The organism is Pseudoalteromonas sp. SW0106-04 (assembly GCF_001293805.1).
Lineage (GTDB): Bacteria > Pseudomonadota > Gammaproteobacteria > Enterobacterales > Alteromonadaceae > Pseudoalteromonas > Pseudoalteromonas ruthenica.
The window spans coordinates 492555-511249 of sequence record NZ_BCAI01000001.1 but is presented as its reverse complement, the minus strand read 5'-3'; the positions used below and the strand labels follow the sequence as shown (position 1 = coordinate 511249).

At 44.3% G+C, this 18695-nt stretch carries 2 protein-coding genes (1 of these 2 only partly in view); both read right to left on the bottom strand.

The features are described 5' to 3' along the window. Position 1 precedes the first annotated feature (1 nt). Positions 2 to 904, bottom strand: coding sequence for a peptidylprolyl isomerase (locus W04_RS02120; RefSeq protein ID WP_231657978.1), 903 nt, complete (start codon positions 902 to 904; stop codon positions 2 to 4). Next, positions 895 to 18695 carry the final stretch of an Ig-like domain-containing protein gene (locus tag W04_RS02115; protein ID WP_053909613.1) on the bottom strand. Its footprint extends 19582 nt past the window's final position, so the window shows 17801 of its 37383 coding nt (coding positions 19583–37383); its start codon lies beyond the right edge, outside the window; its stop codon occupies positions 895 to 897. Before W04_RS02115 ends, W04_RS02120 begins: the two co-directional genes overlap by 10 nt.

The following is an 18695-nucleotide window of genomic DNA, read 5'->3' as shown; positions in this document are numbered from 1 at the left end:
TCTATTTTTCTATCTTTATAGACTTTTTCAAGCGCTCTAACTCCGCATCTTTAGCGGCCTTGCGCAGTATGCGTTTGATATTTCCAGCGACTGACTCAAAGGGTTGGCGTACAGTTTTGGGGGGTTGCTCTAACTTGATAATATGAAAGCCAAATTCCGTCATAATAGGGGCTGAGACTTGTTCACTCTGTAGGTCTTCAAAAACAGCTTTTGAAAATACAGGGCTGATTGCTCCCTCTGCGACCCATCCTAGTTGACCACCTTTAGAGGCGGACACACGATCTTCAGAAAGCTGTTGAGCCACTGTTGCAAAGTCCTCTCCAGTACTAATGCGACTATATGCCTGCTGAGCTTGGGTAAGCTTCGCTTGACGTACGCTCTCGTCTGCATCAGGGCTTACCCTAACCAAAATGTGTGCTACTTTGGCTTGCTTGGACTGATATTTTTCTTGGTTTTGCGCATAGTAATTTCTTACTTGCGTATCCGAGACCGCTTGTTCTAGATAGGTATTTAGGTAGCGGCTGATGATAACATCTTTCTTTAACTCAAATAGCTCTGCTGCTACTCGGTTACTGTCAAAATCCGGTTGTTTTGTAATCGCCTCTACAAGTGCGATATTATCTAAAAAGTGCTCTACGGCCCTGTCTTTGGTTTGTTGATCCACGTTGGACAGACGCTTATAGGCAAGATAGCTATTCACCTCTTCTTGCGTCACTTCCCTATCGCCAACGACCGCAACCGACGATGGCGCTTCTGAACAACCACTGACACATGTTAAACCGGTTACAACTGTTGCTAACACTGCCATGTTCTTAAACTTCATGTTCATCCTTTTACCTAAATAACGATTATATAACGCAAATTTAACCTTGCTATTATCCACTATTTTAGAAACTAATGCCAAACAATATTTGCACCTGATGCGGTGAGTTTATCCGCAAATAGTGGATTCGCTGCGCCCAGAGCTACCTCAGTATTCGGGTCTATTTCTATATACTGCTCTTGTAGTATCTCTACTCGGTTATTTCCGAAATCCACTTTAGCACTGTTTAAAATGCTAATACCTTTTAGTTGAATCACACCTTGAAGTTGTGAGCCCATATAGTCTGTTAAGTCCTGATTAGTTTGGACAATGATTGAAGTTCCAGTATTTGCAATAACCGTCAGTAAAGCATTACTTTCATCACTTGTATCAATATCAACCAAACGACCAATCAAACTACGCTCTGGCTGGTCCTGAGAATCAAACCAAGGTGCTGTAGCATAAGCAGACTCATATTCTTTCGATTGACAATCTATGTCTAAACGCCATTTGCCTGCTCCTAAGGACTCGACGCACTCAATAGTGTGAGTCCCAGCGCCACGAATATAAGTCCCCGCCCGATAAGGGAAGTGTCCTGCATTATCGATGACAAGGGTGCCAACCTCTTCTTCACTGCTGGTCACATAAGTAGTGCCTGATGCAGAAGGTCGGTACGTACTCATAGACAAAGCGGTGTTGTAGGAACCTGTGAAGTCATTTTGTTGAGCGTATACGGCAATACGGCCACCACTTCCGGGGTAATAGTTTCTGATACTAGAAGTGCCATAGGCATCAATACGCCCTGCACCAGTGAAGTTTGCGACAGAAATATGAGCGCTACCTCCTGAACCACCCACATCATATCTACGACTCGACATCCCTTTGATATCTATATAACCATCTAGCGTTAAAGTGTTAGCATTAATGCTTACCAAGCCCCCAGTCACGCCCATATTCTCCCCTCCAGCTCCGAGGTGGTGCGCAAAGCGATAATCGCCATAAGCACAGAGGCTCGCGTCATTTGTTGAGAGAGAGCCGCCGCTGAAACAACCATAGTTATTGTAAGATGATGCACGTGCTGAGTAGCTAGCTTTTAGGTAAGCTAAAGGCGCAATGCTAACCTCTCCTGTAGCATTGACACGTAAGCTTTGCTCAGCCGTTGCTGAGGCTGATTGATGCATGTTCCAATATCCTTGGATGTTTAGCAATGCGCCGTTTGCGAACCTCAGAGAGGAACTCTCTTTTTGTTCTATCGAACCCAAAGTAAGAGGTTGATTATTTGTAGATAAAGATAACTCAACTGATGTTCCAAGCTCTAAGACTTGGCTTACCGACAGAGTCTCTACAGACTCAAGTTCGACATCTTGTTGCACCACCATATTCCCAAGCACATTAAGTTCACGACCCCAAGAGCGCGTCGATGTGTCTGTATCAATCCTCAGATCGCCCTCGACTGTAAGCTTTGCTCCATCTTGTACTTTCAGCCTCGTTTGCTCGTTCAGGTAGAGATCTCCCTTGACAACGATCTGATCGCGGACATTGAATATCAGTGAAGCATTGTTATTGACAGAGATATCACCATCAATAATTAATGTATCAGCAAACATCACGTGCTCTTCATCGTTCATTAGTAACAACTCACCATTATGAGTGTAATGTGAAGATATCTGGCGCACACCTTTGTTTGCAAACCAAGGCTGCATACTTGGATACGGCTCGGACATGGTAATAATCACGTCTTCACCCGCCTCAGATAAATCGAGATTATTGATAAATAGCTTGTCATTACCAAAGTGGAGACGAGAGCTGATCCCCAGGTTTACACTCTCAAATACATGTACCCCTACAAGTTGTTTGCCAACAAAAGAAGACAACGAATGAGAAGCGCTTACCCGGAGGTAATTATGGCCAAATTGGTCTATTTGATAAAATTGTTCTTGGTTATCATTTACGTCCAAATCGACGTGAACACCTGAAATTCCCATTCCTGTAGCAGAATTAAGATGCTGCCAAGGAGCTCCTGCAACAGTGATCTTCCAACTATCACCACCAAGCGACTCAACGTCCGTTATAGTGTGTTCACCCACCTCATTGAAGTAAAGAAACTCATCCTGAGCATAGTTTGGCTCAAGATTGTCGGTATCAGTACTGAGCGACACTGCCTCTGCGATATTAAGTGAATTAGATGATACCAAAGATCCACGCCCCCGAAGATCACTGTCATCAATTTGCGCTGATAGGTGAATCTCTCCCTCAGTAAAGCCACTTCCTTGTATGTGCTGAGCCTTGACATACGTGTTGTCACCAGCAAAGTAGCCATTTAAGACAAGCTGATTCACATCTAACAAGATGGCACTCACGCTTTCTTGAGGGCACTTGTCACCTAAGCATTGATTACTCAGCTCACTGATTTCAGGTCTTTGTCGATAAGAAAACAGCGTTTTGTCTCCATCAGGGATCGAGCTGTGATCACCACCAATGCTGTTGACTTTCATAGAGCCGTCGCTACTCACTGTCATGGTGCCACCGACATTGAATTCGGCGTAACTTTGCTCTGCAGGTGCGGACAAGGAAAGTTCTGAGCTCTCATCAATATAGAGGTCTCCGGTGATATTAACCTTCGAGGTCCTATATAGTTGGTGCTTACCATAGTAGAGATGAACATTACCGGCGAAGTCAATCTCATCACTGGCGATCTCGGTCATATTCCATTCACTAAAGCGCGTCCCCGCACTTAGATCCCCACCAATATAAAAGGAGCTGGTGTAAGCAACAGAGAGGAAGCCGCCAATATTCACGTTTTGCAAGAACGACACGCTTTCCACAACCTCAGCAAGTCGCAATCTCGAATGAGGCATCTCTACCGCTTGATTCACTGTGAAACTCTTTAGCTGCTTTTGAGCCCTTATACTACTAAAGTTGTAGTCTGTGGTGGCTAGTAATTGGCCCTCAAAGCTCACATCTATCTCGCTGACTGTAACTGGCGGTTGCTCTGTGTCGTGGTCGGACCCCATAGATTCGAAGAGGATATCAGCACGGTCCAACTCAACATTGTTAGCGAAGGTGATATCGCCGGAGCCATAGAATGTTAGCTGCACGCCTTCTGCTAGGGACACGTTATCTCTGAAGGTAACATTACCAGCACCTTCGAAGTCTATGCTCTGTCCCGGCGGCACAAAAACCTCTCCATTGATACTTAAGTCACCGAACACCACGTCAATGAATGCATCGTTTAGGTTGAGGTCCCCATTTATAGTGATCCCTTCCTGCGCACCAAGGTGTGCTCGGAAGCGTATCTCGTCAACCACTGAGTCGATTAACAAACTTCCTGAAGAGATGAGTCTGACAAACCGGTTTCCATCAGCAAACTCGTTAACCTTGATATCTCTTGCGATAAGAGTGAAATACCGCGCTCCAGAGAGTGTATCTACTTCTACATTTTGATTTACTCTTAAGAAGCTTTGCTCTAAATCAGCTGAGGCAATAAAGTTATTTACCACTGTTTCGGGCAAACTACCTGCATACAGGCCTCCGTAATTCATCCACAGAGCCTCTACTTCAACCACCTCATCACCGAAGAAGGCATAGCCATTATCTAGGCTTATTGACTTAAATCGATGTAATCCTTTCAAGTTCTCTACCTGAATACCATTGAGGTCGTTCTCCAAGGTCACCGTAAGCATTGATTCAGTATTACCGACAATGCGCGCATCGACAAACTGGCCATCTATATCACTAAGCCTAACTAGTCTACCAAGCAATTCATTCTCACGTTCACCAACGAGGTGTTGCCATGGCGCGCCTTTGACAAAGAAGCGCCATTCGTTACCACTTACCTGCTCAAATTGTTCGACTACTTGGCTTCCGACACCGGAGTAATCGACCCAGTATCCGTAATCAAATTCAGGGTCGACAGTATCAATCACCGACTGTGCACTACCTAGGCGGTCATCAGCAAGACTCTCTGCTGGCTCACCTATATGTTGTTGCGTGCCCTTTGAGGGTTGTTGCGACGATGCTGCACTTAACATCGGTCTGTTTCGAGGCTGCTCTTCGGGGGCACCTACAGCGATATGTGACTCTTGATTTCGTTTATCGAATAGATACACAGAATACAGCTTAGATAAATAGGAGTTATAGTTTTGCACTATCGCCTGTAAAAGGGCTAGATCACTTAGCGTGCTTTGATTTCCTTCATTATTTACTGTAGTGCGCAGCTCGGTGTCAGCTAGCTGAGGCCCACTGGGTGGAGGCAGTGGCAACTCTGAAATATTTATGTCTAAGGTATCAAACCAAACTGCTATACGCCCCTCCGATAGGGAGAAAGTGTCCCTCGACTCAGGGAAGTAATCGTCGTATCTCGAGACTACCAGCTGCTGCGTCTCGCTAATAGTCAAAGCTCCAGCATCGATGAACACACTACCACCAGCGCCAGGATATGCAGAACTTTCCCATTCGCGGTCTGGCAACTGGCCGCTTATATCAATCCAAGACGTCAGGTCTTGGACTTGCAACCGGTTCGCCTGAATATTAACAACCCCCCCTCCTGCATAGTCGACAGAGCCTGAGCCAAAGCTGGACGGAGCTCTGAAGTTACCGTAGCTACAATCAGGTGTTAACGCAGCGCTATGCGCCCCCAGGCAATAACCCTGTCTAAAGCCTAAACCGTAGCCGGCTGGATAGCCTGCTCCAGCAGCATCTATAGCAGCGTTGGCGGAGAATTTTTGCCCTACGCTGATATCAAGTGGATAAAGCTGCTGCTTTTGTAAATCTGCTGGGCTTGTGGAAATAATACCGTTTTGATTGAGGTTATTAGTAACGACTACTCTTCCTGTTATAGCAAGTTTTAAATTGCCATTTAGGATATTCATATCCTCACGGACAAACAGGTTACTACCTAACAATGCACTACTACCAGCAGTATTAAGGTTGGTACTGATCTCTATATTCTGATTATCAACACTTAAGCCCGCATCAAATAGGTTCATTGCACCATTGACTGCTAGGGGCTGTTGCGAATTTACAGCCATAATTGCAGGCGGGGCAATGGCATCGTGAGTGTAGACCATATCTAGGTTGTAATACCATTCCATACTTTCGACACGCACTCGGTACTCCCCCTGAGACGGAAGTATACACAAGGTATCGGAGCCACTACTTCTATTCGTACACAGCTGCTGATATGAACCGTCATCTAGGACTTGTTCAACCCAGAAGTAGTACCCTTGATCGTCATTGAATTCCATTCTCGGATTTACATGCCCCTCCTGGACTAACACATTGTAAGTAAGAGTTTCTCTGCCGTAATAAGACTCTGTCTTACCTGCAATCATATATCCTGATGGCGTATCGTCTTTTTCCCCTAACGTCATATCACCGTTAACAGTCAATTGCGATAGCGTAATGTTTAAATCCGCTGCTGGTTCGACGATGAAGTTCTCGACCACGGTGAGGCTACCAGCTATATCGACATCGACATCTCCCCGAACAATAATTGATTGAGCGAAATAATCTTCTCCTAATGACACGGTTTCGTTGTCCCATACGACATGCCCTAGGCTGGGCACCTCGGAAACAACTAAACGTGACGTATCACTGTGGGCACCAAGTGTTACCGTTAACATTGCTTCACCTTTAGCAACCGGAGTAAACCCTTGATATGAGGGGATCGCTACCGACTCATTACTAGAGGTGAATACGAGATCATAGAAACCAGCATCACTGACATCGGCAGAATAAGTACGACCATCTAACATCAGTTGAGCCACAACAGTTAGACGCACATCCTCATTTTGGAAGTTAATGTTATAGGTTAACTCTTTCGGCGTTACTTGAATCGCTGTAACAAGTTCAGGCTTAATAGCTCGACTGTGGCTATCCGTAGGATCCGACCCTGAAGCAATCTCAACAGCATCGTCAATACCGTCATTGTCACTGTCTGCACTTAATAGATCCGTTCCCCACTGATACTCAACACCATCAGCAACACCATCATCATCACTGTCTTGCTCTCTAAGATCAGCTCCTAACGCGACTTCAGTGGCATTGTTTAGACCATCTTTGTCATAATCTTCTTGACCATCCGCTACTCCATTACCATCAGAGTCCTGCAGTAGCGGATGGTAACCAAGTTGGTGCTCTAAAAGGTTACTCAAACCATCGCTATCATAATCAGACGTAGCAGTGAGCAATATAACAGTACGGCTATTTGCAACAGGCAATGCCTCGTTACCATTGTGCCCTTCTAAAGTGAGCGGTAGCGCTTGCCCCTCTTGCTCGTCGGTAAAGTTTGGCGCCACAAAAGAGCTACTCTCAGTATCAAGATCTAAGCGGTAGTCAGCAACGATTACCTCTGGGTGGTAACTAGCATAGTTCACATCTACATCGCCCCACTCGATATCTAGCTCGTTTTCAACACCGGCTAAGACATAACCAAGGCTTTGCTCTGGCAAAGACACCCAAGGGCTAAAGACGCTCAATTCATGCTCAACAATTTCATCTCCTTGAGCAACTCCGCGTAGTGATGAATCAACACTGGAAACCGTATACCATTTACCTAACTGCAATGGCTGCTCAGCTATAAATTCAATCGTGTGTTCATCTCGCAGCTGCGCACTACCATTGATAGCCTCTCCCTCTGGCCCGTAAATAAATATTGGTTCTAGGCCACCATGAGCGATCACTGGTTCCGAAACTGTAATAACAATCGGAACAATATCACTGTCGATAACCGTCTCAAAGGTCACCTCTGTCATTACCGGTGGACGCTTAGCAAAATCTAAACTGAGTGATGCATCAGTGCTTACATCCCAGTTAGCATCAAGATCTAAAATCGATATAAATAAGCTTTGTGCCACCTCTGTGCTTATACTTGCCTGCGCTCGCCCCTTGTGGAGAAGCAGTGTTACAGGGTTGACTTCATCGTTAAATAGCCCATCACCGGAGGAAACTAAAGTGATATTGGCGTCAGCACTTAGCTCCTCATCCATAAACTTCACATGAGTGACCGCATTACCAAACGTGTCAGTTAGGACCAATTCGAAATTGACAACTTCACCTGTCTCTAGCAGATCAGTGCGCCCCAATAGGTGCTCATCTATGGATGAAACCTCAAACGCAAAAGTATTCGCAGCACCCGGGTTGACAGTAATAAAGCCTGCATCAGTCACTACATACTCACCAGAGCGTTGCTCTTGGTACGCAAGGTCAATATCCTGTTGGTTTGTACCAACTAATTCAAAATAGTATTCACCTGCTTTTTCAGTGGCTTCCACTTCAATTTCTGCAGCGCCTCTGGCTAGACGAACCGTTGCCAGCTCACCTAGGTAATTATTTTCAACGTCATAATGTGACTGGGTGGATACATTACTGGCAAAGGCGAAATGGAAGTCTGGATTATTGAAAGCCAGCTGCACCTCAGCGTCTGCAATTTGCGTTGTAGTGTTACCAGCGCTATCAACCATCCGCATTGTCAGCGCAAAGACTTCGTTTGCCTCAACGTCATCAATATGCGCGATTCGAAGGGCTTTAGGTTGCCCCGGCAATACATCAAAATAGAGTGATACTGGGCTAATTGATGGATAATTACTTAAGCTAGCGACAACGCGATAACGCCCTGTTGTCAAACTATTGGTCGGTACACTAAAGTACGCATGACCTTGCCCATCAGTTGCAGATTGCCGCGTGAGTATCGGAGCTTCAGAATCACTGCCATATAGCGCTAAACGCACACTCTGTAGCGGTACACTACGGTTAGCCATATCCTTTACTCTAAAACTAAACTCGGCGACATCACCGACGTTAATAGCGCTGAGGTTAGTCCCCTCCTGAACGCCTCGAACAATCGCATTTGGCTGCTGCGTTAGCGCCACGGTGAGCTCTTCGCTCGTGCTCTGCTGACCAAGTTTATCGGTCGCTCTCAAAGACAAACTGATAGAGTCGCCACTAACCATCTCATTGGGCATAGTTGGCGCAATATATTGAACGCGAGAGCAAGTTCGATAAGTATTTGGGCTACACACTGTTTCTACTTGCTCACGACCATTGACAGTCATTACAACTGCTACGGTTAACTCATGTAAAGGTCCATCATCGATACGCTCCAGCCCACGCAAAGCAATATTATGTCTATGCCCATAAATTGCTGCTGATTCAGTGTAAATGTTTTCTAAGCGCGGTGTAGGAGCCCTGTCAGGAGCGACATTTACTGGCACCTCTAGTTGGACGGCTTGAAGTTGGTCATCCCATACCTCAACCATGAGAGTCTCAGTATAAGGTTTTTCTAGACGGTTAGTACGATGGTCAGTCAGCTCCAGCATTAATTGCGAGCGTTGTCCTGACATCGCAAACTGCTTTTCAAAATTAGGCCACGTCGCTTTTGCACCAGCAAGTTGAATATCATCTTTTGCCTCTAACAACACCGTGAATTTACTCAATTCACGCACTGGTTGTTGAATGTCAACAGATCTAATCACCGGCGCTGCATCTTCAACAACCTGAACAGCGAGTAAAGTACGAGCGGTATTATTGGCATTATCTGTTACTTCCAGAGTATAGATATATTCTTCACCTGTTTGCTGAGCTTGCTGGGCTATCGCAATCTGCTGAGTTTCAAATCCTGCCCAAATAACCTTATTGTCACGCTTGAGTAACGCTAGAGAGATACCACTATCAGGATCGGAAATGGACACATTTATATTGTAAGGTTTTGTGATCGTTACCTTATTCGACTCATCCAATGCAGAATCTAGTTCCAACATGGCAATGGACCGTTGCTCATCACTTTGACGAACAATTTCAATTGCACTCGATTCTGTAACATTGCCATAGACATCGATAGCTCTTGCTTTTATAAATTGCCCGCTATCTTCAAGGGTGAAGTTAGTACGAACAATAAACTCTGGGCCGTAATGTTTCCTGATTAACTTATATGGACCATCAGCATCATTTGCTAAGTAAAACTCTACTTGTCTTATATCCGCTGTCGAGTCTGACACCAACGCTTCAATTTTTAGTGGTGCTGGTACGTAACTTGGGTTCTTCATTTGCAGACTAACAGAGAACGGGTTTGCAGGAAGTTGCTCACTACGAAGCAACAACTGACGCTCGAGTCCTTCAAAGTGCTGACCTCTGTAGTCTGTGACATGAGCTGAGACTGTGAAGGTAGAACCATTTTTGATACTCGCTGGTATGTGCGTTGTCACATCAAAAGGCGCGCGTTGACTTCGGCCAACAACTTCACCGTTGACCAAATACTCAACATATCGAACAAACTTAGTATCCTTTAGCTTCAAGTTCAGCTTGTCGGTATGAGTGAACTGAACTAGTGGCTGCGGACTTGCTAAATCTGCAACCGCTCTGTGCTCTGTACTATGACCCCAAAAAAGCGCGACTCCATGAGTAGATAAGGCGAGCGCTATTTGATCGCCAGATACATCAAAGCCGGTTATTGGTCTTGAAGCCTTAATGATAGGTCTAGCTAAAGAGCCATCAGTTGTTGAAGGCAAACGTAAAAGCGTATCTCCTTGCGCGTACCATAATTGGCCGCCATGAGCCTTAATACTTTGCACATTAGCGTTAATAAGTTGCTTAGAGCTGTTCGTACTCAAATCAAATACCGTCACATCCGTGTCACTTTGCAGTATGATTTGATCACCCATTAACTCTATTGACTTGAATACTTTTTGCGACGCAAAGAGCTCACTGACCTCGATAGTAAAAGTATCTATGGGATGAGTTCCGTGTGTTAACCGTAACAAATGACCACTCAATGTTGCGACATAGATACCATATTCGTCAGCCGCTAAGGCTGTTATCGGATCTCCATTAGCTATGGTGTACTCGAGAGCCTGTAGACCTTGCTTGTCGCTTATAATAAGTTGCTCACCTTGGGCGATATACAAAGAGTGACTATTCGCAGCAAACGCATCAAATTGAGGATAGTTCGCGATAATCCTTGATTGATCTAGATTCACTTTATCTAACAACATCAAGTTACCGCTTTGCATGTCGTAACTATACAACTGGTCACTAGAGGGATACAGCGAACGGTAATCTCCTGCATATGCGCTTGGATACACTTCAGCCTGAGTATTTTCTGGTAGATCAGTGTATTTGGTTAGCGCATAACCTCTATTTGCACTAAATACACTTCCTTCATGTAGGAAAACATCCTCACTGGCTCCTCGCGCTCGTTGAGTCTCGTATAAAACTTGATAGTTATCCTCAGAGGCTCTTTCAATACGCCATGCTTTTCCACTACTGCTGCGAATAAGGTCATCACTGATCGAGATAAGATTAGTGTCGATTCCTAGTGCAAAACGGCCAATAACGTAAGGCTCGGATTGGTTAAAACTTAAAATATATGCTTCACCAGTGGCGAGACTATAGGCGAACGCTTGTTCAGCAAACGATACAATGCCATCAATGCTGTTAGTATCAAGTTGCGTATGTTGAATGGCACTACCGCGTTGTCTATAAATACCACCGCTGGCATCTGTGACTATGATACTTCCAGATACAAGAGTCATACCTGTGGGTTGCGCGGCGGTGGCCACTTCAACACGAGTATTAAAGGTTGAGACATCTAGGCTTAGAATACCGTTTTCGCTAATCAACCAAACAGCATTGCCGTCAAATAATACTTGTTTAGCGTAGACGTTATCAGGTTGATTTGCAGAAGGGACTAGGCTATTTCCATTAATATCAAAAACCTGAACAAGTCCTGATGCCATAACTGCAATGAGCTGATTTCGCACTACGGCAAAATCTATAATATTTTCAAGTGAAGGGTAATATCCCAATACATCATATGGGGCTTGAGCTTGAACGAATGCTAGACCAACTCCTTCTAAGGATAAGAGTAAACGGTCTTGTACGTAACTTGCACTGAGCACATCACCATCAAAACGAGCTAGCAGCCCATCCACTCCGTACATCTGGCTACCAGTGAATTCATAGCTATGCTTTTTATGCACCAACAGATGGCTATAGGGGCGTTGTTGAGAGCCAGCGGACAGTATGTAGGGCTTGTCTACAAATACGGTCTTCTCCACCAGCGCTTGATTCCCTAGCCCATCATCTAGCTCAGCTTGAATATGCAATCTGGAAATTTCGGGAACAGTAAATTTCAATGGCGCTTGACCACTAGTTAACAGATTACCGCCCTCATCAGTTACTTGAATAACAGTATCGACAGCACTATTTGTTGAAAGAGTTAGGTCGCTACCGACTAACACTCTCTCCTCTACGCCAACTATTCTCGTTTGCAAGTTCTGTCTTTGAGGTACTACACGCACTCGGGCGATACGCTCAACGTAATGATGCTGCCTGCCAAAATAAACACGAACACGAACAGTGTAAGTATCTAAGCGATCAACTTCTGACAACACTAGTTGAGATTTCAAGGCCGCTTTGTCACTGAGTACTCGATTGATTATTTGTCCGTTAAAATCTAATAGTGCTAATTCCGTATAGCGCACTTTCTCGCTATCGAAACCACTAGCTAATAACTCTACCTCTATCGTGTCGCCTTCATAAAAACGCGCATTATTGATTGGGGAAACTAGGCTGAACTGTCCTCTCGGCACCTCGTTTTCAATTGCTTGCGTTTTAATTGTGGCGAGTTCTTCTTCTAGTGTAAGTTGTATTCCATTGCTGGATTGCTCACCGCTAATCCAAAACGCGGACCCCTGGCTACTGTGATATAGAGGACTTCCTGATGAGTTAGTTAACGGTAATAATGAGCCTCTATCAGTTTCCACAATGACTCTCGCCAATGCGCTTTTAACCAGCTCTTCACCAATATCACTGACTGTCACTGCTGTGGCTGAGGAAACACTATCAACAGCCAATGATTGGTTCTGCTCATTTACAGCAAGGTTTACATGAGTTGAGTCACCAACCTGAGAAGTATTTACAAAAAGCGTCTGTCTATCAATCCAAACCGGCATTAGCAGTTGACCTTCATCGGTCTTAATCCGAACTTGATCAAATGATGCAGAGTCACCAATAGGGCCTATGGTCCAACCATTTGGAGTTGTCAAAGCCATTAAGTTACTCATATCAACTTGTGCTGATGACACTAGCTGTTGGCGTTTAATGGTTGATTTATCGAATATCAGTAACTCATCTTGTTGCACAGTTATTTGATGTGGCCAATCAATTACACCTTTTACCTCTCCACGCTCTAATGCGAGCCAAAATCTTTTCTGTTTTGGAGTTTCTAGCAGCACCCATGTCATCTCTGCTTGTTGCGCACTGATATAACGTGCAGCCAAAGGTTGTTGAGCTACAAGCTCAACAAGTTGATTATCGTCTGTTTCTTCGAAGTGACTATAATGCTGCTGTGAAAATACAGTGATCCCTGAGGTTCCTACTGTGATAGCGTCCCCTGCGCTAAAGCGATAGCTGTATTGTTTAGTTAAAGCGAGCTGAAGTGCATCGAACTTCAGTTTGACGATCTCTGAATTCGTCAAGACCCATACTTGATCACGCCAAACAGCAACATCACGCACTTTTTCATGAGCTTGGAAACCAATAACTTCTATTTTTGGTTGCCCTAGTAGATGAGCATTAACTACATGATTGTGGACTGAAATTGCTATTTGCGAGTTCGCTGCTGATAGCTTCCCATCAAGCTCGATAACAGGTCCTAAGGCGAAGTCAGTAGTATTAAACTTACGCAAGAAATGCTTAGGGCCATTGGTAACATGGGCATAGACGTGACCATGCACACTGATCAATGAGTTTAGCTTACCTTCATCTTGTGTAACTTTAACTACATCGTTAACAAGCAGTTGATAACCGTTCGTTCCATTTTGCACCCCTAGTAGTAACTCTCCAGAGTGCGCAAGCTTAATAACATCAACAAGTTGCCCTGCTGTTACATCCATCTCATACTGAGAAGTAGCATTGTCGAAGTACGGGCTTTTTAATAAGACTTTATGCTCGGTAGCCGTGTTACCTGATAAGTCTTGTAGCGTTGCGTCAACCGTGAAGCTTTCTAACTCTTGGTTCGTTGCAAAAATACGGTCAACAGGAGCCAGTGGTTGCTCTAATTCTGGTGTATTTCCATCTTTAATTACTAGGTTTGATGCCTCGTTATAGTCATCCATAGTGGGAGGAACTTCACTGAGTACTCTCACCCCTAAGCCTGCCTTCACTTCGGTACTTGGCCAAGTTGTGAGCTCGGGTAACTCTTGTATTTCGTTATCTTTTGTCACATTGATGAAACGACGAGCTATATAGTTTTCACTGGTCAATTCTAACAGTAGTACCAAACTTTCATTTGCCTTTGGAAGTTTGATAGGAACTATTTGCTGCCCGCCACCAAGATCTGGGTTTTTGATCAATACCGAAGGCGGATTACGCGAGTCATCGGCATCAGCTCCCACCTTGATCGAAAGAGTAGCTTGCTCTATATGTCTCATGCGAACCGCTACAGAAATGCTCTGCGCATCCTTGAACTGTTCTCCGTTTTGTGGAGAAACAATTGCCAACTCAGGTTCACCTTTCTGCGGATCAAAGCTGGTAACTGTAACAGGCTGCGAATAACCGACATTACCATTTGGATCTGTAGCTTTGGCTTGTAGAGTAAGCGTCTGCTCTGCTACCGGAGTAAATGTGTACAAACTCGGGTTCGTTATAGGCTGATACTGAGCACCATCTAACGATATAAAGACGTCCTCAACACCATATTTGTCGAAGGATTTTAGCACTACCTCAGCTAATTCCCCGATGGGAAATTTATCGCCATTCTTTGGCGTAAGAATTTCAATCGTTGGCGCTGTAGCATCTTTGTATAATCGATATTGTTCACTATGGATGCGAACATCTTGGTAGCCCAAGTGAATACGGCTTTGTACTTCAATGTGCTCAGCGGGTGCAATATCTGCCAGCGAAGGATGTAAATAGGTAAAGCTGACTGTGCCTTGCTCAGTACCTGCAGAGTAAACCGCTCTGTACCAACGACCATTAATTTTTAGATCGACAGAGTTAACTAAGTCGAAATCGCCTTTTATATTGTATTGCAATGTTGCCGTTGTTAACTCTTCGACTTTCTCTGGAGCTGTTTTTATCGGCTCTATAGTTAATTGAGGCTCAATTACAGAGGCGATAAACGTTGAACTGGCACTGTTGCCATTATCATCTACTGCAATGACTTTTAACCCCAGCTGACTAAAACGTTGGTCAACAGGAACCAACACATATGCCTGTCCGGGTTGGTCAAAATGAACTTTCAGCTGTTCTGAGAACAGTACTCCATCAACACTCAGATAGGCCTCTAAACCGACACTTTCAGAGATATTATCAATTGCGGATAGATTAAAACGATACTGACGGCCTCGGGTTAGGGTCATCGCTGCATTAACTAATTGTTTATCACTATCCCGCTCTGCTCGTATGGCTTTTGGAGCCAGGGTGTCATGCGTGATAATTATTTGTTCATAGGTACCTTTCGGGCTATTGTGCCCAGTGTTAAGTAAATTACCATCGGTATCACTGATCCCCGTCAATGTTATTTGGTAACGGCTATTATCGAGCAAAATTTGGTTTTGTCGTAAGCTGACAACAACATGAGGCCCGCTAACTTCAACATTAAAACTATCACTGACATCTTCAGACTCTTCGCCGTTGTAGTCCAAAGCAAACCGAGTGACTGAAAGATTCGGTAAAGATGCACTATCATCCAACGTCAGCGTTAAATTCTTTCCATAACCAAGCTGTTTTGCTGAGACTAAAACAGGTGCGGTGTCATCAATTGCCGTAAACTTCTGTTCATAGACAATACGTTCATCAGTCGCAGGCTTTTCCAGTACTAAAATATAGTCATACCCTGGCTCGACTGTTGGTGTACTTAACTTTAAACCTTGTTCGGTAAGTTTGTAATTTAGACGCGTAGCCTCCGAGCGAGCTTGTGCCAGTTGCTCTGAGTACAGGTAAACTTTTATATTTCCACTGAGCCCTGAACCAGCGATCTCTAACGTATCACCACCAGAATCTGATAACAGGTACAAACCCTGGTCATTATTCGTTTGCGCACTGCTGATACTCATCGCTTGACTTATATCCAATGCCGCGATCATTGCATCCGACTGCTCTTTCTGAACAATTTCGATACTCCGTATACCTGGCTTATCAAAGCTGGCGACGAAAGTGAGTTCCCGAGCATCATCACTTACTGTGAATTGTCTTGGTAAAATAATAGTGTTACCCAGCCTAACTTCCTCAACCAGGTGCAGGTTATGGCCTCGAATCACATAAGTCGTATCTCTGCCAGTAATACTGCTGGTTGGCGTCAGCCTATCAATCGAAGCAGGAAGATCATCAAAGAGCGGGTGCACCGTTAAGGTATGAGGCATATCGAACTCGATGTAGCCACCATTTATTTTTTGTTCCGGCTTAGCAAACAACGATAGTTCAACATCACTGCCAACAGTAAAGCCTGGCTGATAAGGTGTATATTCCAGCTGTTCAGAAAATACCTCCGTGTACCCTGCAATAGGCTGATCAGCTGTCACAGCCTGTAAAGAAGCTGGCAGCCAATTTTCTTCTCCACCTAATACCTTAAAGTATAGAGTTTGCTCAGCCCCTGTAATGATTGGTGAACCTGATTTAGTCAAGTTTACAAGTGGCGTGTACGCACAATGCATTTTCTTATCTTTGCTAAGAGCACAGATGCTGTCGTCAAAGAACCACGTACGGATAAGCTGAGATGTTGTATTATTATCGAATACAACTGGCGCTACTTTATTTGCTGATAATTGCAGCATTTCCACGTTTAAGTCGTAGACGCTGAACTCATTGCCATCAGATAAAAGAGCCAATTCACCATTTACGGAAACAGAGTTATCACTGCCAAAGCTAGTAGTAGTAGCAATAATATCTAACTGGTTTTTAATGATCGGAGCGCTGTTTACCAATGTCGATGCACTTGAACCCAATATCATAATCTTGTCTGCTAACTTAATTAGCTTCGAATATCCACTTTCAGGTAACTGCATAACATCAGAGACAGGCGAGAAGTTCGTTGGCTCAAATAACTGAAGGGTATCCTTATTAAGAACGACAATACGCCCTTGCACATATAAAATATCATCTGCCGGGGCAGGAAATGACACGGCACTTTGAGCGTAAACGGAGAATAGTTCTACGCCATTATCTGTAAATAATACTACGGTATCTTCTTGTACATCCGCGCTATGTATAGTGCGGCCTTGAGCTAACTTGACCCGACTCACCAGGACCAATTCGCCTGTCGGCAATAGCTCATACACTGCAATTGTATTGTCAATCAACACCGCTGCAATGAAGTTCTCGCCATGCCCAATTATTGAAGCTTTCTGCGGCAAGGCTACTCGAGCTAACTCGTGTATTTTCTGTGAAGATAAGCGACTAACCACCAGCTCTTGATTGCTACCTTGCATTGTGACAAGAAGGTTTTTACTGAGTGAAACATGTTCAATGTCCTCGAGCATGAGCGTGCTTTGCAGATGAATAGATAGCTCATTGTTGTGGGCTTTGGCCATTACATTGTCGCGATTGTATACAGTGACATCTAGCGTACCAATATGTTCTGCTGGCAACGCAAACTTGATTACGTTAGCGCTCACTTGCTTTACATCTTGCGCAGGTGTGTCATTGATCATAATAACCGTCTGAGCTGACAAACCATCCCCTGAAATAGCGACGGTCGCGACCTCATTATAGGCAAACTGTTGATCTAAAGGTTCCGGCAGATTGGTTTGCTGATTAAACCGACCAATCATCTCTATTTTAGGATCAGCTATGTATAAAAATGCTCCGTCAACAAAGTGACTTTGTCGCCCATGGTAAACTTCAAGCCCGACTAGCCGGTTACTAGCTGGCTGCTCAGCTAATCCAGGAGCAAATATTTCGACCTTGTTCTCGTTGATAAAACGAATGTTGTCACGGCTTATCTCAGAATTACCTAATTTAAATTGACTTTGTGAAGTAAACCCTTCTCCCATAACGGTAATCAGAGTACCACCACGCCAAGTACCTAACTTCGGTGTAATCACATCGACATGAGGAGCTTCATACTGTTCGGTGTAGAAACGATAGTTATAATCTCGGGGTAGAGTTTGACTGTCGAGGCTCCGTATATCCTTAGAAACAAAAACCTCAAATGCTTTGTTTACAGGTAGAGGCTCATTCGCTTCAAAAGCCAAAGTAGAGCCGGTATTATTCGCCGATAGTACCCATTTACCAGCTATCGGAGCCCCATCTAATGTTACAGCTAGAAGCTGTGATTCATAGTCACTAAGATATTGTGTATCTAACACTTGGTTAAATTGTAATGTTACCGATTGCTCAGGTGAAAGCAGCCCATTAATACTTGGAATATGGGACAAAATAGAAAAGTTCTGATTAGCAAAACTAACCACTGCACCACCGACTCGAGCAAAAGACTGTCCTTTAGGTATAGGACTCTCGACCGCATTACCTTGCGAGTCTTTTAAATATGACGTAGCAGCATACAAGGTGTTTTCGTGCGAACTTAAGCCGTTGACAGAACCAGTAACAGCATAATAATTATGCAACGAAATGTTGCTCGACCACTGACCCAGCAACCAAGATGCAATATCATATTGCTGCACATCGCCATGCCCTGCAGCGATAGTTAGAAGAGTACCTTGTAATAACATCTCTCCGGCATAAATATCTCCGCTGCGTAACAAGTAGGCTAAGCTAATACGGTTCAGGGACTCGCCAGAATGACGGTCTAGTAATTCGATAGTCGCTGCATTTCCAGTAGAGATAAGGATCACTTCAGGTGTGATAATAAAATCATCTATTGCTAATCGCTGACCAGATTGATTCTTAGCAACAATGTTTTCTAAAACTTGAAATTCTCCACTAGCCATTTCAA